21 protein-coding genes and 1 pseudogene are annotated in these 25055 nt (G+C 64.9%); 6 read left to right on the top strand and 16 right to left on the bottom strand.

Features of this window, described 5'->3' with window-relative positions:
- Positions 1 to 4: 4 nt before the first annotated feature.
- The 8 genes from F604_RS0107095 to glnA form a co-directional block, all read right to left on the bottom strand.
- Complete coding sequence (locus tag F604_RS0107095) at positions 5 to 1015, bottom strand: ABC transporter permease (RefSeq protein ID WP_019551041.1); 1011 nt, start codon at positions 1013 to 1015, stop codon at positions 5 to 7.
- 53 nt (positions 1016 to 1068) lie between these two features.
- On the bottom strand, positions 1069 to 2652 hold the full coding sequence (locus tag F604_RS0107090) for an ABC transporter substrate-binding protein (RefSeq protein ID WP_019551040.1): 1584 nt from the start codon (positions 2650 to 2652) through the stop codon (positions 1069 to 1071).
- Positions 2653 to 2748: 96 nt separating this feature from the next.
- Complete coding sequence (locus F604_RS0107085; protein WP_019551039.1) at positions 2749 to 3462, bottom strand: ABC transporter ATP-binding protein; 714 nt, start codon at positions 3460 to 3462, stop codon at positions 2749 to 2751.
- Positions 3459 to 4238: an ABC transporter ATP-binding protein gene (locus F604_RS0107080; RefSeq protein WP_019551038.1), complete on the bottom strand. Its 780-nt coding sequence runs from the start codon at positions 4236 to 4238 to the stop codon at positions 3459 to 3461. The genes F604_RS0107085 and F604_RS0107080 overlap by 4 nt, the downstream gene beginning before the upstream one ends.
- Positions 4235 to 5590, bottom strand: coding sequence for a branched-chain amino acid ABC transporter permease (locus F604_RS0107075; RefSeq protein WP_019551037.1), 1356 nt, complete (start codon positions 5588 to 5590; stop codon positions 4235 to 4237). Before F604_RS0107075 ends, F604_RS0107080 begins: the two co-directional genes overlap by 4 nt.
- Positions 5587 to 6555, bottom strand: coding sequence for a branched-chain amino acid ABC transporter permease (locus F604_RS0107070; RefSeq protein WP_019551036.1), 969 nt, complete (start codon positions 6553 to 6555; stop codon positions 5587 to 5589). The genes F604_RS0107075 and F604_RS0107070 overlap by 4 nt, the downstream gene beginning before the upstream one ends.
- A 65-nt stretch (positions 6556 to 6620) precedes the next feature.
- Positions 6621 to 7793, bottom strand: a complete 1173-nt coding sequence (locus F604_RS0107065) for a branched-chain amino acid ABC transporter substrate-binding protein (protein WP_019551035.1) — start codon at positions 7791 to 7793, stop codon at positions 6621 to 6623.
- 143 nt (positions 7794 to 7936) lie between these two features.
- Positions 7937 to 9277 carry a type I glutamate--ammonia ligase gene (gene glnA, locus F604_RS0107060; protein WP_019551034.1) on the bottom strand — a complete coding sequence of 447 codons (1341 nt, stop codon included), beginning with the start codon at positions 9275 to 9277 and terminating at the stop codon, positions 7937 to 7939.
- A gap of 186 nt (positions 9278 to 9463) precedes the next feature.
- Here glnA and F604_RS0107055 point away from each other — a divergent pair, with 186 nt between their 5' ends.
- Entirely contained in the window at positions 9464 to 11122 is a 1659-nt protein-coding gene (locus tag F604_RS0107055) for a bifunctional metallophosphatase/5'-nucleotidase (RefSeq protein ID WP_019551033.1), read from the top strand.
- Between the two features lie 53 nt (positions 11123 to 11175).
- Here F604_RS0107055 and F604_RS0107050 read toward each other — a convergent pair whose 3' ends face one another.
- Positions 11176 to 11568, bottom strand: a complete 393-nt coding sequence (locus tag F604_RS0107050; RefSeq protein WP_051080488.1) for an MOSC domain-containing protein — start codon at positions 11566 to 11568, stop codon at positions 11176 to 11178.
- Between the two features lie 12 nt (positions 11569 to 11580).
- Between F604_RS0107050 and mutS the strand changes: the two genes are divergently transcribed.
- On the top strand, positions 11581 to 14016 hold the full coding sequence (mutS, locus tag F604_RS0107045) for a DNA mismatch repair protein MutS (RefSeq protein WP_026329045.1): 2436 nt from the start codon (positions 11581 to 11583) through the stop codon (positions 14014 to 14016).
- Positions 14013 to 15770, top strand: a complete 1758-nt coding sequence (locus tag F604_RS0107040; protein ID WP_019551031.1) for a DNA mismatch repair MutL family protein — start codon at positions 14013 to 14015, stop codon at positions 15768 to 15770. Before mutS ends, F604_RS0107040 begins: the two co-directional genes overlap by 4 nt.
- On the opposite strand, the gene rraA is transcribed toward F604_RS0107040, so the two are convergent.
- Positions 15664 to 16158: a ribonuclease E activity regulator RraA gene (gene rraA, locus F604_RS0107035; RefSeq protein ID WP_019551030.1), complete on the bottom strand. Its 495-nt coding sequence runs from the start codon at positions 16156 to 16158 to the stop codon at positions 15664 to 15666. The two genes, F604_RS0107040 and rraA, sit on opposite strands and share 107 nt — an antisense overlap.
- Before the next feature lie 18 nt (positions 16159 to 16176).
- Between rraA and purU the strand changes: the two genes are divergently transcribed.
- Both purU and F604_RS0107025 read left to right on the top strand, forming a co-directional pair.
- Positions 16177 to 17034: a formyltetrahydrofolate deformylase gene (gene purU, locus F604_RS0107030; RefSeq protein WP_019551029.1), complete on the top strand. Its 858-nt coding sequence runs from the start codon at positions 16177 to 16179 to the stop codon at positions 17032 to 17034.
- 47 nt (positions 17035 to 17081) lie between these two features.
- Positions 17082 to 18296, top strand: coding sequence for a S1C family serine protease (locus F604_RS0107025; RefSeq protein WP_019551028.1), 1215 nt, complete (start codon positions 17082 to 17084; stop codon positions 18294 to 18296).
- A 111-nt stretch (positions 18297 to 18407) separates the two neighbouring features.
- Here the strand turns inward: F604_RS0107025 and F604_RS12620 are convergent.
- Positions 18408 to 18625, bottom strand: a pseudogene (locus F604_RS12620) (integrase core domain-containing protein); the annotation flags it as partial.
- A gap of 199 nt (positions 18626 to 18824) precedes the next feature.
- Positions 18825 to 19949, bottom strand: coding sequence for a site-2 protease family protein (locus F604_RS0107010; protein ID WP_019551027.1), 1125 nt, complete (start codon positions 19947 to 19949; stop codon positions 18825 to 18827).
- Positions 19950 to 20017: 68 nt separating this feature from the next.
- Between F604_RS0107010 and F604_RS0107005 the strand changes: the two genes are divergently transcribed.
- Positions 20018 to 21214 (top strand): MFS transporter, encoded by a 1197-nt coding sequence (locus F604_RS0107005; RefSeq protein ID WP_019551026.1) that lies wholly within the window; start codon positions 20018 to 20020, stop codon positions 21212 to 21214.
- On the opposite strand, the gene wecB is transcribed toward F604_RS0107005, so the two are convergent.
- The 4 genes from wecB to F604_RS0106985 are packed head-to-tail and all read right to left on the bottom strand — an operon-like array spanning position 21189 to position 24882.
- Positions 21189 to 22307 carry a non-hydrolyzing UDP-N-acetylglucosamine 2-epimerase gene (gene wecB, locus F604_RS0107000; RefSeq protein ID WP_019551025.1) on the bottom strand — a complete coding sequence of 373 codons (1119 nt, stop codon included), beginning with the start codon at positions 22305 to 22307 and terminating at the stop codon, positions 21189 to 21191. The two genes, F604_RS0107005 and wecB, sit on opposite strands and share 26 nt — an antisense overlap.
- A 1-nt stretch (position 22308) precedes the next feature.
- The gene (locus F604_RS0106995) at positions 22309 to 23397 is read right to left on the bottom strand and encodes an MraY family glycosyltransferase (RefSeq protein ID WP_019551024.1); all 1089 of its coding nucleotides are present in this window, start codon (positions 23395 to 23397) and stop codon (positions 22309 to 22311) included.
- Positions 23394 to 24020 carry a uracil phosphoribosyltransferase gene (gene upp / locus F604_RS0106990; RefSeq protein ID WP_015716444.1) on the bottom strand — a complete coding sequence of 209 codons (627 nt, stop codon included), beginning with the start codon at positions 24018 to 24020 and terminating at the stop codon, positions 23394 to 23396. The genes F604_RS0106995 and upp overlap by 4 nt, the downstream gene beginning before the upstream one ends.
- A gap of 10 nt (positions 24021 to 24030) precedes the next feature.
- Positions 24031 to 24882, bottom strand: coding sequence for a phosphotransferase (locus F604_RS0106985; protein ID WP_019551023.1), 852 nt, complete (start codon positions 24880 to 24882; stop codon positions 24031 to 24033).
- Between the last annotated feature and the right edge of the window lie 173 nt (positions 24883 to 25055).

The following is a 25055-nucleotide window of genomic DNA, read 5'->3' as shown; positions in this document are numbered from 1 at the left end:
GGGCTCACCTGTACTGGATGCGAGGGTCCAAAAGGGCGTAGGAGAGGTCCACCAGGAGGTTGACCAGGACGAAGACCGTGGCCACCACCAGCACCCCAGCCTGGACCACGGGGTAGTCGCGGTTGAGGATGCCCTCGTAGATGTAGGAGCCGATGCCCGGCCAGGAGAAGATGGTTTCCGTGAGGATGGCCCCGCCCAAAAGGGTACCGAACTGCAGGCCGACGAGGGTGACCACGGGTAGGAGGGCGTTCTTTAGGGCGTGCTTCAGGATCACCTGGCGCTCCGCCAAGCCCTTGGCCCTGGCGGTGCGCACGTAATCCTGGGAGAGCACCTCCAGCATGGCGCTACGGGTGATGCGGGTGAGAATGGCCAAGGGGATGGTACCCAGGGTGAGGGCGGGGAGGATCAGGTGCCTGAGGGCATCCATCAGGACCTCGGGTTTCAGGGCCAGCATCCCGTCCAGGACCAGGAAACCGGTGATGGGCCGGAAATCTATGGCCAAGTCGGTGGAAAGCCTTCCCCCCGTGGGCAACCAGTGCAGGTTCACGGCGAAGAAATAGACCAGGAGGAGGCCCAGCCAGAAGACCGGCATGGAAACCCCCACCAGGGAGAGGCTCATGGAAAGCGTGTCCAAAAGGCTGTTTTTCCGTACCGCCGCCAGAATGCCCACGGGAATTCCAAAGACCACCGCCACCAAGGTGGCGGCCAGGGCCAGCTCAAAGGTGGCGGGCCAGCGCCTTTTTAATTCCTCGGCCACGGGGATGGTGGAAACGGCGCTGGTGCCCAGGTCCCCGGTGAGGATGTTCTTGACAAAGGTGAGGTACTGGACGTATAGGGGCTTGTTGAGCCCGAGCTTTTCCCGAAGGGCGGCAAGCTGCTCCGGGGTGCCCCGTTCCCCGAGGATGGCCTGGGCGGGGTCGCCGGGGATGAGCTGCAGGAACAGAAAGACCAAAAGGGTGATCCCGAAGAGGACGGGGACCAAGCCCAGCAGGCGTCGCAAAACGTAGCTCCACATTTGTCCGCCTCAAAAAGCCCGGACCCCCCGCAGGGGGTCCGGGGCCGGACAGCTTAGCGCTTCTCTATGCTCTCAAAGGACTCGGAGCCCAAGGGGCTCGGCACCCAGCCGGAGATGTTCTTGCGCTTGGCCAGGAGGGGCTGGGAGTGGACGATGGGGATGCGCAGGGCCAGGTTGAAGGTGATCTCGTCCGCCTGCTGGTAGAGGCGCTTGCGCTCCACGAGGTTCGGCGTGGTGGCGGCCTTGGTGAGGATGTCGCCGAGCTCCTTCACGCAAAGGGGCTTACCCGTGCTGTCAAAGAGGTCGGCGATGGGGCAGGCGAAGTGGGGATCGTAGAAGTTCTGCGGGTCGCCGTAGTCCCCGGTCCAGCCCAGCATGTAGGCCTGGAAGCCCGGGGCCTTCTTGCGGTCCGCCAGGTAGCTGGCCCAGTCCTTGGTCTGGAGCTTAACCCGAATGCCGATGGCGGAGAGGTCGGCGGCCATGGCCTCGGCGATCTCCTTGGGGGTGGGGAAGTAGGGCCTTGAAACCGGCATGTACCAAAGTTCCAGGTCAAACCCTCCAGGGTATCCCGCCTCCGCCAGGAGGGCCTTGGCCTTCTGGGGGTTGTACTCGTAGTCCGTGACCTTGGGCGACTGGAAAACCTTCATGGAAGGGGGGGTGAAGTGCCCGTCGGTTAGGCCTAGCTTCCCCCAAAAGGCTTGGACGATGGCCTTCTTGTTGATGGCCATGGCGATGGCCTGGCGCACCCTGGGGTCGGAGAAGGGCTTGTAGGCGGGGTTCAGGGCCAGGTACCCCACGTTGAAGGAGGGGCGGAAGACGGCGTCCAGGTTGCGGTCCGCCTCGAGGTCCTTCAGGTTGGCCGGGGGGATGTCGGTGGTGAAGTCAATGGTACCGGCCTTCAAGGCCGCCAAGCGGGCGGCGGGGTCCTTGATGACCCGGAAGACCACCCGGTCCACCTTGGGGAAGCCCTGCTTCCAGTAAGTGGGGTTCTTTTCCAGGACCACTTGCTCCCCGGGGCGCCACTCCACCAGACGGAAGGGCCCGGTGCCCACGGCGCTTCCCGTGGGGGAGCCGTACTTGGCCCCATCCTTCTTGATGGCGGCGGGGCTTGCGATGCCGAAGTAGCCCGAGCCGATGGCGGCAGGGAAGGCGGGGAAGGGCTGGCTAAGGACAAAGCGGACGGTGTACCTGTCCACCACCTGGATTTCCTTCAGGATGGAACCGGGATCTCCCTTAAAGCCGCCGAAGAGCTCCGGCCAGATCTCGTACCGGGCGGCGGCGTCAATGCGGGTGGGGTTCTTGGGGTTCCACCAGCGCTCGATGTTGAACTTCACCGCTTCCGCATCCAGCTCGGTGCCGTCCTGGAACTTGACCCCTTGGCGCAGGCGGAAGGTCCAGACCTTGCCGTCTTGGGAGCTATACCAGCTGGTGGCCAGCCCAGCGGTCACCTCGGTGGAGCCCGGCTTGAAGTCCACCAGGGTGTCGTAGATCTGCCGCTGCACGTAGATGGAGATGCCGTCGGTGATGTTGCCGGGCTCGAGGCTCACCGGCTCCCCATTGGACCCGAAAACCAGGGTCTTCTGGGCGAACCCCAAGCCCAAAGCGACCAGCAAGCCAAGCAAGATTTTCCTCTTCATATGGCTCCTTTCCGGGGTGTTCCCCTTTGGTCCGGACCAAGTATAAAGCGCTCCCATAAGGGAGCGCAAGCCTGGGTATCAGGCAAAGGATGCGGCCTAACCTTCCCCCAGGTAGGCCTTCTGCACCTCGGGGTTTTGCGCCAGGTCCCGGGCCGGGCCTTCCAGGGTAATCTCCCCCGTGGCCAAGACGTACCCTCGGTGGGCGATCTGCAAGGCCAGGCGGGCGTTTTGCTCCACCAAGAGAATGGTGCGCCCTTCCCGGTTTAGCCTTTGGATGATCTCAAAGATAAAGTCCACCAGCACCGGGGCCAGGCCCATGGAGGGCTCGTCCATGAGGAGGATCCTGGGGTTTTGCATCAGGGCCCGGCCGATGGCCAGCATCTGTTGCTCCCCGCCCGAAAGGGTGCCCCCCTTCTGTGCCCGGCGCTCGTAGAGGCGGGGGAAGAGGGCAAACACCTCCTCCTTGCGCTTCTGCACCACCTTGCGGTCGTTTTCCAGATAGGCCCCGATCTCCAGGTTCTCCTCCACGGTGAGGCGGGGGAAGATCTTCCGCCCCTCGGGCACGTGGCCTACCCCCAGGGCCACGATCTGGTGGGCGGGGAGGCGGTGGATGGGCTTCCCCTGGAAGCGTACTTCTCCCTGCCTGGGCTTCACCAGACCGCTGATGGTGCGCAGGGTGGTGCTCTTGCCCGCCCCGTTGGAGCCGATGAGGGTCACGATCTCCCCCTCCTCCACCCTCAGGGAGATGCCCTTGAGGGCGTGGATGTGGCCGTAGTAGGTGTGGACGTCCCTAAGCTCCAGAAGGCTCATGCCGCACCTCCCGCAGCCCCCTTGCCCAGGTAGGCCTCGATGACCCTGGGGTTTTGCCGCACCTCTTCCGGGGTCCCCTCGGCGATCTTGGAGCCGTACTCCAGCACGGCGATGCGGTCGGAGATCCGCATCACCAGGCGCATGTCGTGCTCGATGAGGACGATGGTGATCCCAAGCTCCTCCCTCAGGCGCTGGATGAAGGCCTGGAGTTCCTCGGTTTCCCGGGGGTTCATGCCCGCCGCAGGCTCGTCCAGGAGGAGGAGCCTGGGCTTTAGGGCCAGGGCCCGGGCGATCTCCAGCTTCCGTTGCTCCCCATAGGGCAGGTTCTTGGCCAGCTCATCCTTGCGGTGGAGGAGGCCCACGTACTCCAATAGCCTCTTGGCCTCTTCCTCGGCCCGCTTTTCCTCCTTGCGGGCCAGGGGGGTACGGAATACCGCATGGAAGTAGGGGACGTGGATGTGGATGTGCATGCCCACCAGGAGGTTCTCCAGCACGGTCATGGCCCCGAAGAGGCGGATGTTTTGGAAGGTGCGCCCTACCCCTTCCTTGGCGATTCGGTCCGGGGGTAGGCCGGTCACGTCCTTCCCGAAGAGGAGGATCCTTCCCTCATCGGGAGGGTAGATGCCGGTTAGGAGGTTGAAGAAGGTGGTCTTGCCTGCTCCGTTAGGGCCGATGACGGAGAAGATCTCCCCCTGGTTCACGCTAAGGCTCACGTCGTTCACCGCCACCAGACCGCCGAAGCGCTTGGTGGCCTGGGTGACCTCGAGGGCCTTCATGCCTCCCCCCCTTGTTTTCCTTCCGGAAAAGCAGCCATCTCCGCCTTGTGGCGTTTCTCAGGGATGAGGCCTTCCGGGCGGAAGATCATCATCAGCACCAGGATAAGGCCGAAGACCAGCCTTTCGTACTTGGCGGGATCCACCTGGTTGGGGATTTGGGGCAGGCTGGTGCGCACGAACTCGCTGAAGGTCTTGAGCACGTCCAGGTTGAGGATGGTGAGGGCCGCAGCGCCCAGGATGGCCCCGGGGATGGATCCCATCCCTCCCAGGATCACCATGCCCAGGATGGTGATGGAGGCCAAAAGGGTGAAGGACTCGGGGGATACAAAGGTGCGCTGGGCGGCGAAGATCACCCCCATCACCCCGGAGAAGGCGGCCCCGGTCATGAAGGCCAGGAGCTTGGTGGGCAGGAGGGGGATGCCCATGGAGCGGGCCGCCACCTCGTCCTCGCGGATGGCCACCCAGGCCCGGCCGAAGCGGGAGTTGGCTAGGTTCACGTTCACCAGCACCACCAGCCCGATCATGAGGAGGACCAGGAAGTAGAAGAAGAGCTGGTAATCGGTGGTCCGGTCCAGGTGCACCCCCAGGGTGGCCATCAACTGCCGGAACCAGTCGATGGGAGGGCGTTGCACGGGGGTGATCCCCTGGGGGCCGTTGGTGAAGTTGATGGGGTGGTCCAGGTTGTTGGCCAGGATTCGCACCACCTCCCCCAGGCCCAGGGTGACGATGGCCAGGTAGTCCCCGCGAAGCCTAAGGGCGGGAAGGCCGATGACCAGACCGGTTAGGGCGGTGGTGACGATGGCGATCCCCATGAAGAGGTACATGTACTCCCCGGGGAGGGGGAAGTTCCCCTGCATGAAGTTCTTGGCCTGCTCGCTGCCGAAGATGGCCCAGGTGTAGGCCCCCACGGCGAAGAAGGCGGCGTAGCCCAGGTCCAGAAGTCCCGCCATTCCCACCACCACGTTGAGCCCCAGGGCCATGGCGGCGTAGATGCCGATCTGGATGCCCAGTTCAAAGATGAAGGTGTTGGCGAAGCCCGCCATGGGCACGGAAAGGAGGAGGATGGCCAGGGCCAGGAGCACGCGGATTCCCGTGGGGATACGGGGCAGGGTGGTGAGGGCCACCAGGATCCCCACCAGGCCGATGAGGCCCAGGGTGTTCCCCGAACGCATGAGGCCCACGGTGAAGGCCAGGGTGAGGAGGGCCAGGTTCAGGGTTCGCCAGGTGGGGGAAAGCCGTAGGAAGGCGGTAACCCCTAAGGCCGCCAGGCCGAAGAGGTGGCTTACCGGGCTTGGAGCCAGGAAGGCGAGGCCTAGGTAGGCCAGGCTGAGAAGGAAGGAGAGGGCGTTCATACTTTCTCCTTGACCACCTGTCCCAGAAGGCCTTGGGGCCTTAGGAGGAGGATGAGGATCAGGATCAAGAAGGCCACCACGTCCTTATACTCGGTGCCGAAGTTGCCGTTTGTGAGGATGGGCAGGTAGGTGCCGAAGAAGTTTTCCAGCTGCCCCAGCACGAGCCCGCCCAGCATGGCTCCCGGGATGTTGCCGATACCCCCTAAGACCGCTGCGGTGAAGGCCTTGATGCCGGGCAGGAACCCCACGTAGGGGGTGATGGTGGTGTACTGCAGGGCGAAGAGCACCCCGGCCACACCCCCCAAGGAACCCCCGATGAGAAAGGTGCGGGAGATGATGCGGTCCGGGTCTATGCCCATGAGGCTGGCGGTGTGGAGGTCCTGGGCCACGGCGCGGATGGCCACCCCCAGCTTGGTGCGGTTCACCAGGTAGGTGAGGCCCAAGAGCATGAGGATGGATACCCCCATGAGGATGAAGGACTTGGTCTGGGCGAAGATGGCCCCCCCAAAGAGCTCCACGGAGCCCTCGAGGTCCTCCACGGTGCGCATGCGCAGGAAGAACTCGTTGTGCCAGAGGCCCTCAATGAGGCGCACCAAGTCCTGGAGGATGAAGGACACCCCGATGGCGGTGATGAGGGGCACCAGGCGGTTGGTGGTGCCCCGCTTCCTCAAGGGGCGGTAGGCGAAGCGTTCCACCAGGATGGCGGTGATCCCCGCCACCGCCCCGCCCAGGATTAGGGCGAGGAGGAGGAGCAGGAAGCCGCTTTCCACCTGGGGGGCCAGGTAGCGGAAGACCTCCACCCCCACCACGGCCCCGATCATGAAGATCTCGGAGTGGGCGAAGTTGATGAGCTCCAAGACGCCGTAGACCATGGTGTATCCCAGGGCCACCATGGCGTATACGAAGCCCAGGATGAGCCCGTCGAAGATCACCTGGGGCAGTAGGGCTAGGATTTGCTCCAGCAAGGTGCCTCCTTTCTCCGGGCCAAGGGGGTGGCCTTCAGGCCACCCCCTTGGGTTGGAATCCCAGTTTACTTGGCCCCTGGAGCGGCCATCTCGATGACGCGGATCAGCTTGTTGTCGGCCCAGTTGCCGGTGGAGGCCACCTGCATGACGAAGTACTTGGCCTTCTTGTTGTCGCCCTTGTCGTCAAACTCAATGGTGCCGGTGAGCCCTTCCATCTTCACCTGGCGCACCGCCTGAGCCACCTGCTCCCGGGTGGGCTTCTTGCCGCCCGCGGCCTTGATGGCGGCCTCGAGGCCAGCCAGGATCACGTTGGCGGAGTCGTAGGCGTAGATGCCGAAGCCCTCCATGTCCTTGCCGTACTTCTTCTTGAAGCGCTCAGCCACCGCCTTGGCCTTAGGGAAGGCGGAAACCGGGCCGGCCACCGTGGTGTAGAAGGTGCCGGCGGCGTTCTCCTTACCCGCCAGGCGGACGAACTCGCTGGAGTCCAGCCCGTCCCCGCCCATGAGCCGGGTCTTGACCCCTCGCTCGCGAAGCTGCTTCACGAAGGGGCCGATCTGGCTGTAGATGCCCCCGAAGTAGATGAGCTCGGGCACGGGCCGGGCCGCCCGGATCTGGTTGATGATGGGCACGAAGTTGGAGGTCTCCTCGGTGCCCACGAAGGCCACGGCCTTGCCGCCCAGGGCCTCGAGGCGCTTCCTGAACTCCTCCGCCAGGCCCTGGCCGTAGGCGGTCTTGTCGTGGATGATGAAGACGTTCTTCACCTTCAGGTTGTTGAAGGCGTACTGCGCACCCACAGGCCCCTGGACGTCGTCACGCCCGCAGATGCGGTTCACGTTGGGGAGCTTGCGGTCGGTGACCCGGGGGTTGGTGTTGGCGGGGGAGACCATGACCAGGTTCACCCGGGCGTAAACCTCGCTGGAGGGGATGGCCACGCCGGAGTTCAAGTGGCCCACCACGCCCAGGATGTCGGGGTCGTTGATGATGCGGTTGGCGTTGGCCACGCCCACGTCGGGGTTGGCCTGGTCGTCGTAGGGCACCAGGACCAGGTCAAAGCCCAGGGCCTTGAACCGGGCCTTGGCCTCTTCCACCGCCAGTTCTGCCCCCAGCTTGATCTGCTCCCCCAGGGCAGCCTGGGGACCGGAGAGGGGAGACTGGGTGGCGATCTTGATGACGTTGGCCTGGCCTAGGGCCATGCCCAGGGCGGCCACACCTGCTACCAGCAAGCCGATTTTCCTCATACGCACCTCCGCTAGAGCACGCCTTCGCGTTGCGGCCTCATTCTAGGGGGGGTACCGGTTCTTGTCAATGCCCCCTCGTAAGTTTATGCCTGACCAATGGGTCAGGCCCCCCTCCTTTAGGAGGGGGGACCCGATACCCACCCTCAGTACGTGGCCAGGTACTGGTCCAGCTCCCACTGGTGGACCGTGACCCGGTAGTCGTCCCACTCCATCTGCTTGGCCTGGAGGAAATGGGTGTAGATGTGCTCGCCCAGGGCCTCCCGGATGACGGGGTCCTTCTTTAGGGCCTCGAGGGCCTCCCTAAGGGTTCCGGGAAGCTCGCGGATCTTGTGCTTGCGCCTTTCCCGCACGCTCATGTGGTAGATGTTGCGCTGGATGGGGGGCGGGGGCAGAAGCTTGCGCTCTATCCCGTCTATGGCGGCAGCGGCCATGACCGCCAGGGCCAGGTAGGGGTTGGCGGAGGGGTCGGGCATCCTGAGTTCGGCCCGGGTGCCCACGCCCCGGCGGGCGGGCACGCGGATCATGGCCGAGCGGTTGGCCGCCGACCAGGCGATGTTGGTGGGGGCCTCGTACCCGGGGGTGAGGCGCTTGTAGGAGTTCACCAAGGGGTTGGTGATGGCCACCATGCCCTCGGCGTGCTCCAGGAGCCCGGCGATGAAGTGGAGGGCGGTTTTGGAAAGCTGGTACTCGGCCTTGGGGTCAAAAAAGGCGTTTTCCCCGTTCTTGAAAAGGGAGAGGTGGGTGTGCATGCCGCTGCCGTTGATGCCCCGGATGGGCTTGGGCAGGAAGGTGGCGTGGAGGCCGTGGTTCAGGGCCACCCGCTTCACCACCCACTTGAAGGTGGCGATGTTGTCGGCGGTGGTGAGGGCGTCGGCGTACTTGAAGTCGATCTCGTGCTGGCCGGGGGCCACCTCGTGGTGGGAGGCCTCGATTTCAAAGCCCATGGCCACCAGCACGTTCACCATGTCCCGCCGGGCTTCCTCGCCCTTGTCGATGGGGGCCAGGTCAAAGTAGCCCGCTTTGTCGTGGGTTTCCACCGTGGGCAGGCCGTCGGGCGTGCGCAGGAAGAGGAAAAACTCCGGTTCGGGGCCCGCGTACATGTTGTCAAAACCCAGTTTTTGCAGCCGCTCCACCTGGCGCTTCAACACGTAGCGGGGGTCCCCCTCAAAGGGGCGGTCGTCGGGGTAGGCCACGTCGCAGATGAGCCGGGCCACCCGGCCGCGGGCGGGGTCTTCCAGGGCATCGGGCAGGATGACGAAGGTGTTGTAGTCGGGCTTGAGGAGCATGTCCGACTCTTCAATGCGGGTGAAGCCCTCAATGGAGGAGCCGTCAAACATGATCTCCCCGTCCAGGGCCTTCTCAAACTGGGACTCGGGGACCTCCACGTTCTTCGCCACCCCCAGGATGTCGGTGATCTGGAGCCTGAGGAACTTGACCTTCTCCGCTTTAAGCGCCTTGAGGATTTCCGCCTTGGTGTACGCCATTTTTTGCCTCCTTGGTCTGCTGAGGCCGGATGTACCCTACTTCTCCCCAGCAGATTGCGCAAAGTGTACAGCCATCTTGTGCATCTTGTCAAGAGTTATTGGGTCACCCCGAAAGCTGATGGGGGCCTTGGGTTCTTGACCGTTTCCTGACCGGGCTTTGGGTAGACTGAAGCCTGGAGGTCGGGTATGTATAAACGGCGCGAGATATTGAAGGCAGGGGCGGCTTTCGGTTTGGCGGGCCTAGGCTTGGGACGGGCCCAGGGGGGGTTCACCCTCACCCTGGTGCACACCAACGACACCCACACCCACCTGGAGCCCATGGAGCTCACCCTTTCCGGCAAGAAGGTGAGGGTGGGGGGTGTGGCCCAGCGCATCGCCTTCTTTGACCGGCTTAGGGCCAGCCGGAAAAACCTCCTCTTCCTGGACGCCGGGGATGTTTTCCAGGGCACCCTTTACTTCAACCAGTACCGGGGCCTGGCGGACCGGTTTTTCATGCACCGGGCCCTATACCGGGTGATGGCCCTGGGCAACCACGAGTTTGACCTGGGCCCTGGCCCCTTGGCGGACTTCCTGAAGGGGGCGAGGTTTAAGGTGGTCTCCGCCAACGTGGGGGTGGAGCGGGAACCCAGGCTTAAGGGGCTTTTTGCCCCGTATACCGTGGTCTTGGTGGGGGGTGAGAAGGTGGGGGTGATCGGCCTCACCACCCCGGACACCCGGGAGATCGCCAACCCCGGACCCACCGTGGACTTCCTGGACCCCTATGAAACCGCCCAGAAGGCGGTGTACGAGCTGCTGAAAAAGGGGGTGAACAAGATCGTGGTCCTCTCCCACCTGGGCTACGGGGAGGACCTGAAGCTGGCCAGGAGGCTCGTGGGCGTGCAGGTGATCGTGGGTGGCCACTCCCACACCCTTTTGGGGAGCTTTCCCCACAAGGAGCTCGCCCCGGCGGGGCCCTACCCCACGGTGGTGAAGAACCCAGAGGGCAAGGACGTGTTGGTGGTGCAGGCCTGGGAGTGGGGGAAGGTGGTGGGCCTCTTGGAGGTCACCTTTGACCCCAAGGGGGAGCTCCTTGCCTACAAAGGCGAGCCCATCCTCATGACCCCCGAGGTTTCCCCCGAGGACTTCTTCGCCAAGGAGGCCCTTCTGGCCTACGCCCAGCCCGTGATGGCCCTCATGGGGCAGGTGATCGCCCAGGCTAAGGTGGACCTCATCGGCGAAAGGGCCATCGTGCGCAAGCGGGAGAGCAACTTGGGCAACCTCATCGCCGACGGTATGGTCTGGAAGACACGGAATGCCGGGGTGCAGATCGCCCTGCAAAACGGCGGGGGGATCCGCACCAGCATCCCCAAAGGCCCCATCACCGTGGGGAAGGTCTACGAGGTTTTACCCTTTGGCAACACCCTGGTGGTGATGGACCTAAAGGGCAAGGAGATCAAGGCCGCCTTGGAGAACGGGGTTTCCCAGTGGGAGCAGGGAGCAGGCCGCTTCCTCCAGGTTTCCGGCCTCCGCTATGCCTTTGACCTCTCCAGGGCCCCAGGCGACCGGGTGGTGCGGGTGGAGGTGAAGACGGAGAAGGGCTATGTGCCCCTGGACCTCGAGGCCACCTACCGGGTGGTGGTGAATAGCTTCATTGCCGCTGGCGGCGATGGTTTCACCGTGTTGAAGGAGGCCCAGGGTTACCGGGTGGACACCGGTTTCAGCGATGCGGAAAGCTTCATGGACTACCTCAAGGAGCTCAAGGAGGTGGAGGCGGGCCTCGAGGGGCGGATAGAAATCCTCAACGAACCCAAAGGGGAAAAACCCACCTACTGGGCCTACCGGGTTCCCGAGCGGGTGGGGGTTTAAGCCAGAGGCAAAGGCCCCGGGGACCGGTCCCCGGGGCCCTTCTTGCGGAAGGCCTATTCGGCGGTGACCAGGATGCGCACGGGGTCCCCCACCCGCACCAGGCCGCCTTCCAGCACCCGGGCGTAAAGACCGCGGCCCCCATAGAGGAGCTTGGGAAGCCTAAGGTCAAACTGGGAGAGGCTGGAGCAGACTGTGCACACGTAGGAGAACTCCAAAAGGGCCTCCCCCACCCTTAACCGGGTACCTGGGGGAAACCCATGGGGATCCAGGTCCAAAAGGAGGTTCTCCCCCAAGGTCCCGAGGGGAAGCTCAATGCCCGCCCCTTTGGCCTTCTCGTAGGCGGGAAGCCCCGCCACCAGGACGGCCCGGTCGGGGTCCTTGCCCGCATGCCGGTCCCCTTTGGCCCCGAAGTCCGCCAGCAGTTCCAAGACCTCCACCCGGGGTATACCGGGGTTATGATGAGTCCCATGCTCAAGGGTGAAGGCCCGGGTCCCCTTCCCCCTCTCCTGCAGCAGTACGTGGAGCTCAGGGACCGCTACCCCGACTACCTTCTCCTCTTCCAGGTGGGGGACTTCTACGAGTGCTTCGGGGAGGATGCGGAGAGGTTGGCCCGGGCCTTGGGCCTGGTCCTCACCCACAAGTCCAGCAAGGACTTCACCACCCCTATGGCGGGGATTCCCCTAAGGGCCTTTGACGCCTATGCGGAAAGGCTTTTGAAAATGGGTTTCCGGTTGGCGGTGGCGGACCAGGTGGAGCCCGCAGAAGAGGCCGAGGGCCTGGTGCGGCGGGAGGTAACCCAGCTCCTCACCCCCGGCACCCTGGTGCAGGAAACCCTTCTTTCCAAGGAAGCCAACTACCTGGCGGCCATCGCCACCGGGGATGGTTTCGGGGTGGCCTTTCTGGACGTGTCCACCGGGGAGTTCAAGGGCACCTTGCTTAAGAGCAAAAGCGCCCTCTACGACGAGCTCTTCCGCCACCGGCCCGCCGAGGTGCTTCTGGCCCCGGAGCTCAGGGAAAACCCGGAGTTTGTAGAAGAATTCCAGAAGCGCTTCCCCGTTATGCTTTCGGAAGCTCCCTTTGAACCGGTAGGGGAGGGGCCCTTGGCCTTGCGCCGGGTCCAGGGGGCGCTCCTTTGGTATGCCCGCTGGACCCAAGGAGAGGGGTTCAGCCCCAGGCCCTTCCGCCCCTACGACCCCGGGGCCTTCATGCACCTGCCCGAGGCCACCTTGAGGGCCCTCGAGGTCTTCGAGCCCATCCGGGGCCAGGACACCCTCTTCGGCGTTCTGGACGAAACCCGCACCGCTTTTGGCCGCAGGTTGTTGCAAAGCTGGCTCCGCCATCCCTTGCTGGAGGCGGGTCCCCTGGAGGCCAGGCTGGACCGGGTAGAGCGCTTTGTAAGGGAAGGGGCCCTGCGGGAAGGGGTAAGGCGGCTCCTCTTCCGCCTGGCGGACCTGGAAAGGCTGGCCACCCGGCTGGAGATGGGGCGGGCATCCCCGCGGGACCTGGGCTCCTTGCGCCGGAGCCTGGAGATCCTGCCCGAGCTCCGGGCCCTCTTGGGGGAAGAGGTGGTCCTTCCCGACCTGGGTTCCCTTCTGGAGGAGTTGAGGGCGGCCTTGGAGGAGGAACTGCCCCTCAAGCTCTCCGAGGGAGGGCTGATCCGCCAGGGCTATGATCCTCATCTGGATGCCCTGCGGCAGGCCCACCGGGAGGGGGTGGCCTATTTCCTGGAGCTGGAGGAGCGGGAGAAGGCCAGAACCGGCATCCCTACCTTGAAGGTGGGCTATAACGCCGTCTTTGGCTACTACCTGGAGGTTACCCGACCCTACTACGAAAGGGTTCCCCCGGAGTACAAGGCCATCCAGACCCTGAAGGATCGGCAGCGCTACACCCTGCCGGAGATCAAGGAGAGGGAAAGGGAGCTCTACCGCCTCGAGGCCCAGATCCGCCGCCGGGAGGAGGAGGTCTTCCTGGAGCTCAGGGAGAAGGCCAGGAAGGAGGCGGAGGCCCTCAGGGAGGCGGCCAGGGTCCTGGCGGAGCTGGACGTCTATGCCGCTTTGGCGGAGGTGGCGGTGCGCTACGGCTACGTGAGGCCCCGTTTTGGCGATCGGCTTCAGATCCGCGGGGGGCGCCACCCGGTGGTGGAGCGGCGCACCAGCTTTGTCCCCAACGACCTGGAGATGGCCCACGAGCTCGTCTTGGTCACCGGGCCCAACATGGCGGGGAAGAGCACCTACCTGCGTCAGACGGCCCTCATCGCCCTTCTGGCCCAGATTGGAAGCTTTGTGCCCGCAGAGGAGGCCATCCTCCCCCTCTTTGATCGCATCCTAACCCGCATCGGGGCTTCCGACGATTTGGCAGGGGGGCGGAGCACCTTCATGGTGGAAATGGAGGAGGTGGCCCTGATCCTCAAGGAAGCCACGGAGGGGAGCCTGGTCCTACTGGACGAGGTGGGAAGGGGGACGAGCAGCCTGGACGGGGTGGCCATCGCCACCGCCGTGGCCGAGGCCCTTCACGAAAGGCGGTGCTACACCCTTTTCGCTACCCATTACTTTGAGCTCACCGCCCTGCCCCTCTCCCGGCTCAAAAACCTGCACGTGGCCGCCAAGGAGGAGGAAGGAGGCCTGACCTTCTACCACCAGGTGCTGCCCGGCCCGGCCTCCAAGAGCTACGGGGTGGAGGTGGCCAGGATGGCGGGGCTTCCCAAGGAGGTGGTGGAACGGGCCAAATCCCTCCTCCAGGTCCTCACCGCCCGCAGGGAGGGGGTGGCGGAGGCGGTGCTGGAAAGGCTCCTCGCCCTGGACCCCGACCGCCTGACCCCCCTCGAGGCCCTCTGCCTCCTGCATGAGCTCAAGGCCTTGGCCCTGGGGGCTCCCCTGGATACCATAAAGGGGTGATCCGCCCGCTTCCTGAGGAGCTCCGGGGGCTCCTGGCCCGGGGCGAGGTGCTCTTTTCCCTCAGAGACGTGGTGCGGGAGCTTTTGGAAAACGCCCTGGACGCAGGGGCCAAGAGGGTGCGGGTGGAGCTTTACGGCGGGGGACGGGAGCGTGCTTTCCCGGAGGGAAACACCTGGCGTGCTTTCCCGGAGGGAAACACCTGGCGTGCTTTCCCGGAGGGAAACACCTGGCGTGCTTTCCCGGAGGGAAACACCTGGCGTGCTTTCCCGGAGGGAAACACCTGGAGGATCGTGGTGGAGGACGATGGCCAGGGAATCCCCTTGGCCGAGCTTCCCTTGGCGGTGGAACCCTTCGCCACCAGCAAGCTTCTGGACCCCGGGAGGATCACCGCCTTGGGCTTTCGCGGCCAGGCCCTTTACGCTCTAAGGCAGGCCGCCCTTCTCAGGATCCGCTCCCGGCCCCGCTTTCAGGTGGGTGGGGGGCTTCTTCTGGCCCAGGGGGAGCGGGTGGAGGTTAGGGAGGTGGCGGCCCCCCCGGGGACCCGGGTGGAGGTGGTGGGGTGGGAAGGGGAAGGCTCGGAGCGGGAGGTGGCGGAACTGTTAAGGCGCTATCTCCTCCATTATCCCTGGCTTTCCCTGGCCTTTTTCGCAGAGGGGGAGGCCCGGCTCCTCTTCCCGGGTGCGGGGCTTAAGGAGGCGGCCCGGCTGGCCTTCGGCCGGGTCCTGGCGGAAAGGCTCTTGCCCGTGGAGCGGGAAGCCGGGGGCATGCGGCTTCAGGGCTTGCTTTCCGGACCCCAGGCCTCCCGCACGCGGCCCGACCTTCTCTTCCTGGCCATCAACGGCCGCCCCGTGGCCTGGCCGGAGGGTTTGCTGAAGACCGTGCGCCGGGCTTACCGGGAGCTTCTTCCCGAGGGGCATTTCCCCGTGGGCGTCCTGAACCTCACCCTGCCCCTCGAGGCCTTCCGGTTGCGGCTGGATGCCAGGAAGGAGGAGGTGGCGGTCTTGGAGGAGGCGGAGGCCTTTGTGGAGGAAGGTCTGAGGGAGGCCTTCCAAAGGCATAACCTGGCCCGTAGCCTCCCCGAACCCAGGCCCCTCATGCCCTTAAGCCCGCCCACGCCCTCGGGGCTTCCCCGCTTGCGCTACCTGGGGCAGTTTAGGGAGAGTTACCTTCTGGCGGAGGCAGGGGACACCCTTTACCTGGTGGACCAGCATGCCGCCCACGAACGGGTGATCTACGAGGAATTTCTGAGGCGCCTTAAGGAGGAGGGCCTGAAGGCCCTGCCCTATCCGGTTTTGGTGGAGCTTTCCCCCCTCGAGGAAAGCCTTTTGCCGGAGAGGAAGGAGGTTTTGGCTTCCCTCTTTGCCCTCGAGGCCTTTGGTCCAGGCAGGGTCAGGCTCCTGGCGGCCCCTTCCTTCCTCCATCCCTATCCCCTCCTCCTTCCGGAGATCTTCCGCGAGGCCCTGAGGGGAGAGGGGAAAAGCCTCACGGAGCTTCTGGCCCGCCTGGCCTGCCTGCCGGCGGTGAAGGCAGGGCACCCCCTGTCCCGGACCGAGGGCCAGGCCCTCCTGGACGCCCTCCTCCAGTGCCAAACCCCCTGGGTCTGCCCTCACGGCCGGCCCACCCTGCTGGCCCTTAAGGAGGAGGACCTCATCCGGCGCTTTGGCCGCCGCTCTGGGGCGAGGGCAGGAGAAGAATCCCGTCCTCGTCGGCCAGAAGAAGGTCTCCCGGAAGAACCCTGGCCCAGGGGAGGTTAAGGGGTACGTCCACCTCTCCCAGGCCCTCCTTGGCGCTTTTCCTGGGAGTGGCCGCCAGGGCCAGGATGCCGATGGGCACTTCCTTGAGCTCCCCGGTATCCCGCACGGCCCCGTGGATCACCACCCCAGCCCAGCCCCGCTCCCAGGCCAGCCGGGCCAGGTTGTCCCCCAAAAGGGCGGTCTTCAGGGAGCCTCCCCCGTCCACCACCAGCACCTGGCCTCCGCCTTCCTCCTCCAGCACCCTTCGCACTAGGGCGTTGTCCTGGAAGACCTTCAGGGTGCGCACCCGCCCTTGGAAGCGGGTCTTGCCGCCGAAGCTCCTGAAGACCATGGGCAGGGTTTCCGCCTCCGGGTGGGCGTCCGAAAGGTCGGTGGTCCGCCAGTCCATGGGGATATAGTAGCGCCTATGGAAGAGGCGCGGCTCCTCATCACCTGCCCGGACCGGCCCGGGATCGTGGCCGCGGTTTCCGGGTTCCTGTACGCCCATGGGGCCAACATCACCGATTTGCAGCAGTATTCCACCGATCCCGAAGGGGGAACCTTTTTCATGCGCCTGGCCTTCACCACCCCCCACCTGGACCTTTCCCGCCCTGCCCTGGAAAGGGCCTTCCAGGACGTGGTGGCAAGCCGCTTTTCCATGGAGTGGCGCTTGAGCTACGCCTCGGAAAGGAAGCGAGTGGCCATCCTGGTCTCGAAACCGGCCCACGCCCTTTTGGAACTCCTTTGGCGCTACAGGGTGGGGGAGCTTTCCATGGACCTCCGGATGGTGATCTCCAACCACCCCCACCACCAGGAGGAGGTGGAGCGCTTCGGTATCCCCTACCACCATGTGCCCGTGGAGAAGGACCGCAAGGAGGAGGCGGAGGAGCGGATCCTCGCCCTTTTGGAGGCGGAGGGGGTGGAGCTCGTGGTCCTGGCCCGCTACATGCAGGTCCTCTCGCCCTCCTTCGTGGCCCGCTTTCCCATGCGCATCATCAACATCCACCATTCCTTCCTGCCGGCCTTTGCCGGGGCCGACCCCTACCGCCAGGCTTACGAGCGGGGGGTGAAGCTCATCGGGGCCACCGCCCACTACGTCACCGAGGAGTTGGACCAAGGGCCCATTATCGAGCAGGACGTGGTGCGGGTCTCCCACCGCCACACGGTTGCGGAGATGAAAAGGCTCGGCCAGGAGCTTGAGCGCACCGTCTTGGCGCGGGCCGTGCGCTGGCACCTCGAGGACCGCATCCTCGTCCACGGCAACAAGACCGTGGTCTTCGTCTAATCCCCCCCTAACCGGCAAGGGGTAGGTTGGGGCTTGGGAGGTGTGCCATGAACCTTGGCCGTTCCTTTGCCGGCTTCCTTGCCCTCTCCGCCCTGGCGGGGGCGGTGCTTTGGTGGGGGCTTTCCGACGGGCAGGGCCGGGCCCCCGCCCCGGCGCCCGCAGGGGACCAGGGGCTTTTGGACTACGAGCGGAACACCGTGGAGATCGTGGAACGCTACGGGGACGGGGTGGTATACGTCTCCGTGGTCACCCGGCCGCAAAGCGTCCAGCTCCCTCCGGGTTTTGAGTTCTTCGCTCCCTTCCTCCAGATGCCTCCCCAGCAGGGAACGGGCTCCGGGTTCGTCATTGACAAGGAGGGGTACATCCTCACCAACTACCACGTGGTGGAGGGGGCGAGCCGCATCACCATCAAGTTTCACAACGACCCCAACGAGTACCAAGCCCGCCTGGTGGGTGCGGCCCCGCCCCTGGACGTGGCCCTCCTCAAGGTGAACGCCCCTAAGGAGAAGCTTGTCCCCCTGGTTTTGGGGGACTCGGACCGGATCCGCGTGGGCCAGAAGGCCATCGCCATGGGAAACCCCTTTGGGCTAGAGTTCACCGTAACCCAGGGGATCGTTTCCGCTATCCGGGAAAACCCCGGGGCCATCGGGGATGAGTCGGGCCTGGTGCCCCAGGTGATCCAGACGGATGCCGCCATCAACCCCGGCAACTCCGGGGGGCCTCTCCTTAACTCCCGGGGGGAGGTGATCGGCATCAACACCGCCATCTTCACCCCCACGGGCCAGTTCGGGGCCGCCCAGTTCGCCGGGGTGGGGTTTGCCCTGCCCATCAACCTGGTGAAGCAGTACCTTCCCGAGCTGAAGGCGGGGAAGACCCTGACCGCGGAGGAGATCGTCAGGAGCCGTCCCCGGCTTGGCGTGTCCCTCATCCCCCTTTCCATCTACCCGGAGAGGCTACGCCAGCAGTACGGGCTTCCCGCCTCTGGGCTCATGGTCCAGGAGGTGGAGCGGAATAGCCCCGCTGCCCGGGCGGGCTTAAGGGCTCCAAGCCGCTTTGCCTACATCCAACTTCCCACGGGCGAGGCCTTGCAGGTGGGGGTGGACGGGGATGTGCTCCTGAAGGCCGACGGGGTGCCTCTTTCCTCCATCGCCCAGCTTCGCCAAGTGCTCTACGGCAAGAAGCCGGGAGAGGCAGTGGTCCTCGAGGTCTGGCGCCAGGGCCGCACCCTTACCCTGAAGGTAGTCCCCCAGATCCTCCGTTAAGGGGGCCAGAGGAGGCGGAGGCGAAGGCACCCCTTTTCCACGCGGAACCAGGTGCTTCCCAGCTTTAAGGCCAGGCCCACCTCCGAGCAGTAGGCCAGGGCCTTCCGCCTCTCTGTAGTCGGTCAACACATTTGAGACTCTGTGGGGACCGCCTCCCCCCGTATTCTAGCCAGGTACTCTAAAGGGGCCAGGCCCCCCAAGGCCTGGTGGGGTCGCCGGCGGTTGTAGTGGTCCAGGTAGGCGTCAAGCTCCCTTTGGAGCTCGGGGATCTGTGAAGGCAACGGTCGTGTGTAGAACTCATCCCTAAAGGTCCGCTGCATCCGCTCCACCTGTTTGAGCTTCCGTAAGCGGTCCTGAACCGTGGGATCGCCGGCCCCGGCCCCAAGGTACGCTTCGCGTGACCTTGGAGTTCCCGGGCCTTCAAGGTAGCCCTTCGGGCTGACCCGCGCTCCCCGCAAAACCTCTTTGCCAACCGTGGTAAGCTGCATCCGTGGGGACCCCCTCTCTTCTGGAGTGGTCCCCACATTTTTACTCGTCCAGTCTCACATGTGTCTGGCCGGGTTCAGGTGAGGAATGCCCTAGCATCCGCACCTGGAAGGCCCTTAGGAGGTCGGTTTTGCTGAGGATGCCCACCAGGCGGCCCCCTTCCATCACCAGGGCCCGGGCATAGCCGTGCTCCGCCATGCGCTCCAAGGCGGTAAGGGCGTCCTCCTCGGGGGAGAGGATCAGGGGTTCTTTTAGGTAGTGGACCACCGGGGCCAGGGGGTTGGCGCCCTCCAGCCCCTCGAGGCCCACCACCCCCAGGACCCGCCCTTCCTCCACCACGGGAAAGCCGGAAACCTTGTGGGCCAGGGCCAGTTCCAGGACTTCCTGGACCGTAAGCTCTGGGGGGATGACCAGGGGGTTTGGGGTCATGAGGTCCTTGGCCTTCAACCCGCTTAAGGCCTGGGCCAGTAGGCTGGCTTCCACCTCGGCCCTCGAGGCCATGTACACGAAAAAGGCAATCAGGACCAGGAAAGGGTTGAAGACCACAAGGCCGAAAAGCCCCAAGGCCCAGGCCACCACCTGGCTCAGGGCCAAGGCCTGCCGGGTGGCCTGGAGGTAGGGTTTGCGCATGGCCAAAAGCGCCCGGTAGACCCGGCCTCCGTCCAAGGGCAGGGCAGGGAGGAGGTTGAATAGCCCCAGCATCAGGTTGACCAAGGCCAAATAGTGGGTGAGAAACCCCAGGGCCCCGGATTCCGCCTGCACCAGACGGAAGAAGAGGGCCAGGGCAAAGCTCACCGTCGGGCCCGCCAGGGCAATCCAGAGCTCCTTTTTGGGTTCCCTGGGAATCCTCTCCATCTGTGCTACCCCGCCCAGGAGCCACAGGGTGATGCGTTTGGTTTCTATACTGAAGCGCCGGGCTACCAGGGCGTGCCCGAGCTCGTGTAAAAGCACGGAGGCGAAAAGGCCAAGGGCCGCGGAAAGTCCCAGAAGGAAGGGCAGGGTGCCCTGGAGCAGGGAGGGGTCCTGAGGAAGGCCAAATAGCTCCAGATAAACGGGCAGGTTGCTGCCGATGAGGAAGGCCAGGAGGGGCAGCATCAGGAGAAAGGAGAAATCCAGGTAAAGGGGGATCCCCAGAATGCGGAACAGGGGAAAGCCGCGCTGAAGCATGCCTCAGTATAAGCACAGGCTGGCGGTGGAGTTGGTAATGACCGGTCAGTCAGCCGTAGGATAAGGGGGTGCTGGCCTTGGCCCTTCTGAAAGACCCTCTTTATCGTTCCTACTGGCTTGCCCTTTTCACCTCCCAGATGGGCACCTGGATGCAGTCGGCGGCCCAGGGATGGCTGGTCCTCCTCCTTACGGGAAGCGCGGAGAGGCTTGGGCTGGTGGTGGCCTTGCAGTTCCTCCCCTCCTTGCTGTTCTCCCTTCCCGCCGGGGTTTTGGCGGACCGTTACCCCAAGCGGAACCTTCTTATTTTTACCCAGGGGGGCATGATGGTTCTGGCCCTCTTCATGGCCTTCCTCATCCTCACTGGGCAGGTGCGCTACGGCCACGTGCTCCTCTTTGCGTTTCTCTACGGGGCCCTCAACGCCATGGACCTCCCGGTGCGCCAAAGCTTCACCGTGGAGCTGGCGGGCAGGGACCGGTACCCGGGGGCCATCGCCCTTAACTCCTTTGGCTTCAACACCAGCAGGTTGTTGGGGCCGGCCCTGGCTGGGGTGTTAATCGCCCTCTTTGGCGTGGGGGTGGCTTATCTGGCCAATGCCCTTTCCTTTTTGCCCCTTCTCTTCGTCCTGCGCCGGGTCCCTTTGGGTCCTAGGGGGGAGGAAGGGGATGGCCGCTGGTGGCGGGAGGCCCAGGAGGGGGTGCGGTTTGTCCTCGAGCATCCCGTGGTGCGCCGGGTGGTGGGACTGGTGCTCTTCGCCAGCCTCTTGGGCATGAACTTCCAGACCCTGGTGCCCTCCTATGCCCGGCTGGTGCTGGGCCTTTCCGCCACGGGTTATGGTGGCCTCCTTTCCAGCGTGGGGTTGGGGGCCTTGGGGGCTGCCTTGGTCATGGCCTTCACGGGTAGGCCCAAGCCGGGGAGGCTTCTTCTTGGGGTCTTTTCCCTTTCCCTGGCCCACCTGGGCCTCTTCCTGCCCTACGCCTTCCTGGTCCCCTTCTTTTTGGCCCTGGGAGGGTTCGGGATGATCTCCGTGCTCATCAACGCCAACACCCTGGTGCAGCTATCCGTGCCCGACCGGATTCGGGGCCGGGTGATGGCGGTGTACAGCCTGGTGATGCTGGGCACCGGGCCCCTTGGGGCCTACCTCACCGGCCTCCTCTTTGAACGCTTCGGGGGACGGCTTGCCGCCCTCCTCCTGGGGGGCTGCCTCCTCCTGGTGGGCCTCTACCAGCTCAGGCCCTGGCCTAGGGAACCCAATCCTCCGGCCTAGGCCCCAGGCCCAGCCGCCAGGCCACTCCCTGGGCCACCCGAATCCCCGCCTTCCCATCCCCGTAGGGGTTTTTGGCCTGGCGCATGCGCTCAAGTTCCTCGGGGTTTTCCAGTAGCGCCTTCACCGTGCGGTAAACCCTTTCGGGCTCGGTGCCCGCCAGCCTCAGGATGCCCGCCTCGAGGCCTTCTGGCCTTTCCGTAACGTTCCTGAGCACCACCACGGGAACCCCCAGGGCCGCTCCTTCCTCCTGGAGCCCCCCGGAATCGGTGACGAGGAGGAGGCTTTCCCGCATCAAGGCGGCCATGGGCCCGTAGTCCAAGGGGTCCAGGAGGAGAAAGTTCTTCATCCCTTTGAGCACGGGGAAGACCGCCTCCCGCACCACGGGGTTCAGGTGCACGGGGTAGACGAAGGTGAGGTGGGGGAAGGCCTCGGCCACCCGTTTGAGGGCCCGGGCCAGCTCCGGCAGGATGGGCCAGTTTTCCCGCCGGTGCATGGTAACGGTCACGTAGGGGCCAGGGGGAAGCCCCTCAGGAAGCCGGCCTAGCCGGGCGGCCAGGAGCACGGCATCCACCCCCGTCTGGCCGGTGACCAGGATGGTTTCCTCCTTCTTGCCCTCCCTTAGCAGGTTCTCCTTGGCCAGGGGGGTGGGGGCAAAGTCCAGGTCGGTGAGCGCATCGGTGAGACGGCGGTTGGCCTCCTCGGGGAAGGGTTCTTTGAGGTTACCGCTTCTTAGGCCTGCCTCCACGTGCCCCACAGGAAGCCCCACCAGAAAGGCGGCCCAGGCCACGGCGAAGGTGGTGAGGGTGTCCCCGTGGACCAGCACGTAGTCCGCCCGCATCTCCTCGAGGGCCCTGGCCGCCTGGGGCAGGATGCGGGCCGCCAGGTCCGGCAGGGCCTGGCGCTCTTGCATCACGTCCAGGTTCCGGTCCTCTTGGATGCCGAAAAGCCCCAGGGCCTGCCTTAGTTGTTCCCGATGCTGGCCAGTGAGGAGGATGAGGGGCTTGATATGGGGATGCTCCTTCAAAGCCAGGTAGACCGGGGCCATCTTGGTGGCCTCGGGCCGGGTTCCGAAGGCTAAGACTACCCGCTTCATGCTATTCCACCCCCCTCCAAAGGGCCCTGAGGCGGCGGTAGGTCACCCACCCCAGGCCGGAAACCGTGGCGAAAAGGCTTGCCAGGATGGCTTCCTTCGGCATGCCCAGGTAGGCCATGGCCAGAAGGTTGAAGAGGAGGGCGAGCCCCCACAGGAGGAAGGCCACCCGCCTTTGGGAAAGTCCCCGGGCGAGAAGGCGGTGGTGGATGTGGTCCTTGCCGGGGGTGGAAAGGGGGTTTTGCCCCCGCAATAGCCTTCGCACCACCACCTGGGTGGTGTCCAGGATGGGGAGAAGAAGAAAAAGGGCCGGGGGCAGGAGGCCCAAAAAGGTGGTGAGCTTCAGATTGCCAAGAAGGGAGGTGGCCGCCAGGGTGAAGCCCAGGAAGTAAGCCCCCGCATCCCCCAGGATGATGCGGCTTGGGTGAAGGTTGTGCCGCAGGAAGCCCAGGGCTGCCCCGGCCAGGGCCGCCAGGACCAGGGTGCCTGCCGCCCAGTAGGGAAACTGGGCGCTCACGAAGAGGAGGCTCATGGCGCTGATGTAGGCAATCCCGCCCGCCAGCCCATCCAGGCCGTCCATGAGGTTCAGGGCGTTGGTGATTCCCACCACCCAGAGCCAGGTGAGGAAAAACCCCAAGACGGGATCCAGGGGGGTGCCGAAGGCGGCTTCGAACCGCACCCCCACCGCCATGAGGAGGAGGGCGGCCAGGGTTTGCACGAAGAGGCGGAAGAGGGGGGGGAGGCCGAACTGATCGTCGATGAAGCCCACCAGCACCAGCCAAGCTCCTCCCAAGAGGATGGCGAGGATTTGGATAAGCACGTGTTCCACCAGGATGGGCCTTAGGAAGGCGGCCACCACCAGGGCCAGCACCACCCCGGCGTACACCGCCAGGCCCCCGGCGTTGGGCAGGGGCTCCCGGTTGAGGCGCCTTTCGTTGGGCATGTCCGCCCAGCCCACCTTGAGGGCGAAGCGGCGCACATGGGGCAGGAAGCGCCAGGTGAAGAAAAGGGCCACCAGGAAGGCGAAGGCCACGGTAAGCCAGCCTGTGCCCGTGGGTTCAGCGATGCCTATCTTCTTCAGAAGTTCAGTCATTTGGTCCCGTAGATCCGGTCCCCGGCGTCCCCCAGGCCGGGAACGATGTAACCGTGGTCGTTCAGGCGCTCGTCGATGGCCGCCACCACCACCTCGGTGTCGGGATGGTCCTGGGCAATGCGCTCCAGGCCCTCGGGGGCGGCGATGAGGCACATGAGCTTGATCCCCGTGGCCCCCTTCTCCTTAAGAAGGGTAAGGGCGTGGCTGGCGCTCCCGCCCGTGGCCAGCATGGGGTCCAGGAGGAAGACCCGGCGCTCGTGGATATCCGGGGGTAGCTTGGCGTAGTACTGAACGGGCTTTAGGGACTCGGGGTCCCGGTAGAGGCCGATGTGCCCCACGCGGGCATGGGGCACCAGCTTAAGGATGCCCTCCACCATGACCAATCCAGCCCGCAAGATAGCCACCAGGGCCAGCTTCTTGCCGGAAAGCACCTTGACCCGGGCGGGGGCCACGGGGGTTTCCACGGTGGTTTCCGTAAGTTCCAGGTCCCTCATGGCTTCGTAAGCCATGAGGAGGGATACCTCCTCCGCCAGCTCGCGAAAGTCCTTGGCGCCCGTGCGTTTATCCCGGAGGTGGGCCAGCTTGTGCTGGACCAAGGGATGGTCCACCAGGGTGATCCTCATCCCCCAAAGCCTAACACGCCCGGTTTCTCAGGGGAAAGCAGTCTTGGAAGAAGCTCAGAGCTCGGGGGAGCTTGTCCGCCAGGGCCTCGAGGAAGCCCTCGGGCTTCTTCGTGCGGAACCAGTGGAGGTCGTGGAGATAGGTGAGGGGCACGTAAAAGGCCAGGCGCTCCCGCACCTCTTTGGGGTAGAACTGCACCAGGCGGAAAAGGGCCTCCCGGGCCCTTTTTTCCCCCAAGAGGTCCAGGCTTCCCGTCTTGAGGAGGGCAAGGTCCCGGGCGGGATCGTCGCCTCCGGAACGGACCCAGTCCACCAGGAGCACCTCGGGGTCGTCGTGGGAGGGGTTTTCCTGGGTTTTAAGCAGGAGGTTCCCCGCCCAGGCGTCCCGATGGCAGAAGCGCTTCTCCACCCCCGCCACCCAGGCGACCTCCCGCATAAGGGCCTTGATGAGGCTTAAGGCCTCGGGCACGGAGCCCAGGCTTTCAGCGAAGCGCTCTAGCCTCTCCGAAAGCTCTTCCCGCTCCACATACCCCGGCTCGGGGAGGCGGTGGAGGGAGAGGAAGAGGTGGGAGAGGGCGGCGAGGGCCTTGGAGGTGAAGGCTTCGGGGCTGAAGGGTTTTCCGGGAAAATGGCGGATGACCAGGACCCCTTGTCCCTCCACCTGGGCCACCCCCAGGACGAAGCTTCCCAAGCCGGCGCGGGCCATCCTCTCGGCCTCGAGGGCCGCCAGGTGGGCCTCGCCAGGCCGGTATACCTTGTAGACCCTTTCCCCATCCGTGTACACTCGGGCTTCAAAGCCGCCCAGGGGGGTAAGGCGAGAGAGGGTATCGGGGGAGAGGAGGCCCTTCAGGGCCGAGAGCACCACGGGGCTTATTGTGACGACTCCCCGGACTAAAGTCCAGGGCTTCCCAGGGTGTTTCCCTGCGGGAAAGCACGCGGGGTCTCCCCCGAAGGCCCCGTCCGGGCCCAGAAAGACCTTGACTCCGTATCGGCAGGCGAGCGCAATGCTTCCGGCTCTGCCACGGGTGTTCGTTTGGA

Origin of the sequence: Thermus scotoductus DSM 8553 (assembly GCF_000381045.1) — a bacterium.
GTDB lineage: Bacteria > Deinococcota > Deinococci > Deinococcales > Thermaceae > Thermus > Thermus scotoductus.
Note: the sequence above shows the minus strand (reverse complement) of the source record. Positions and strands in the feature narration are given on the sequence as shown.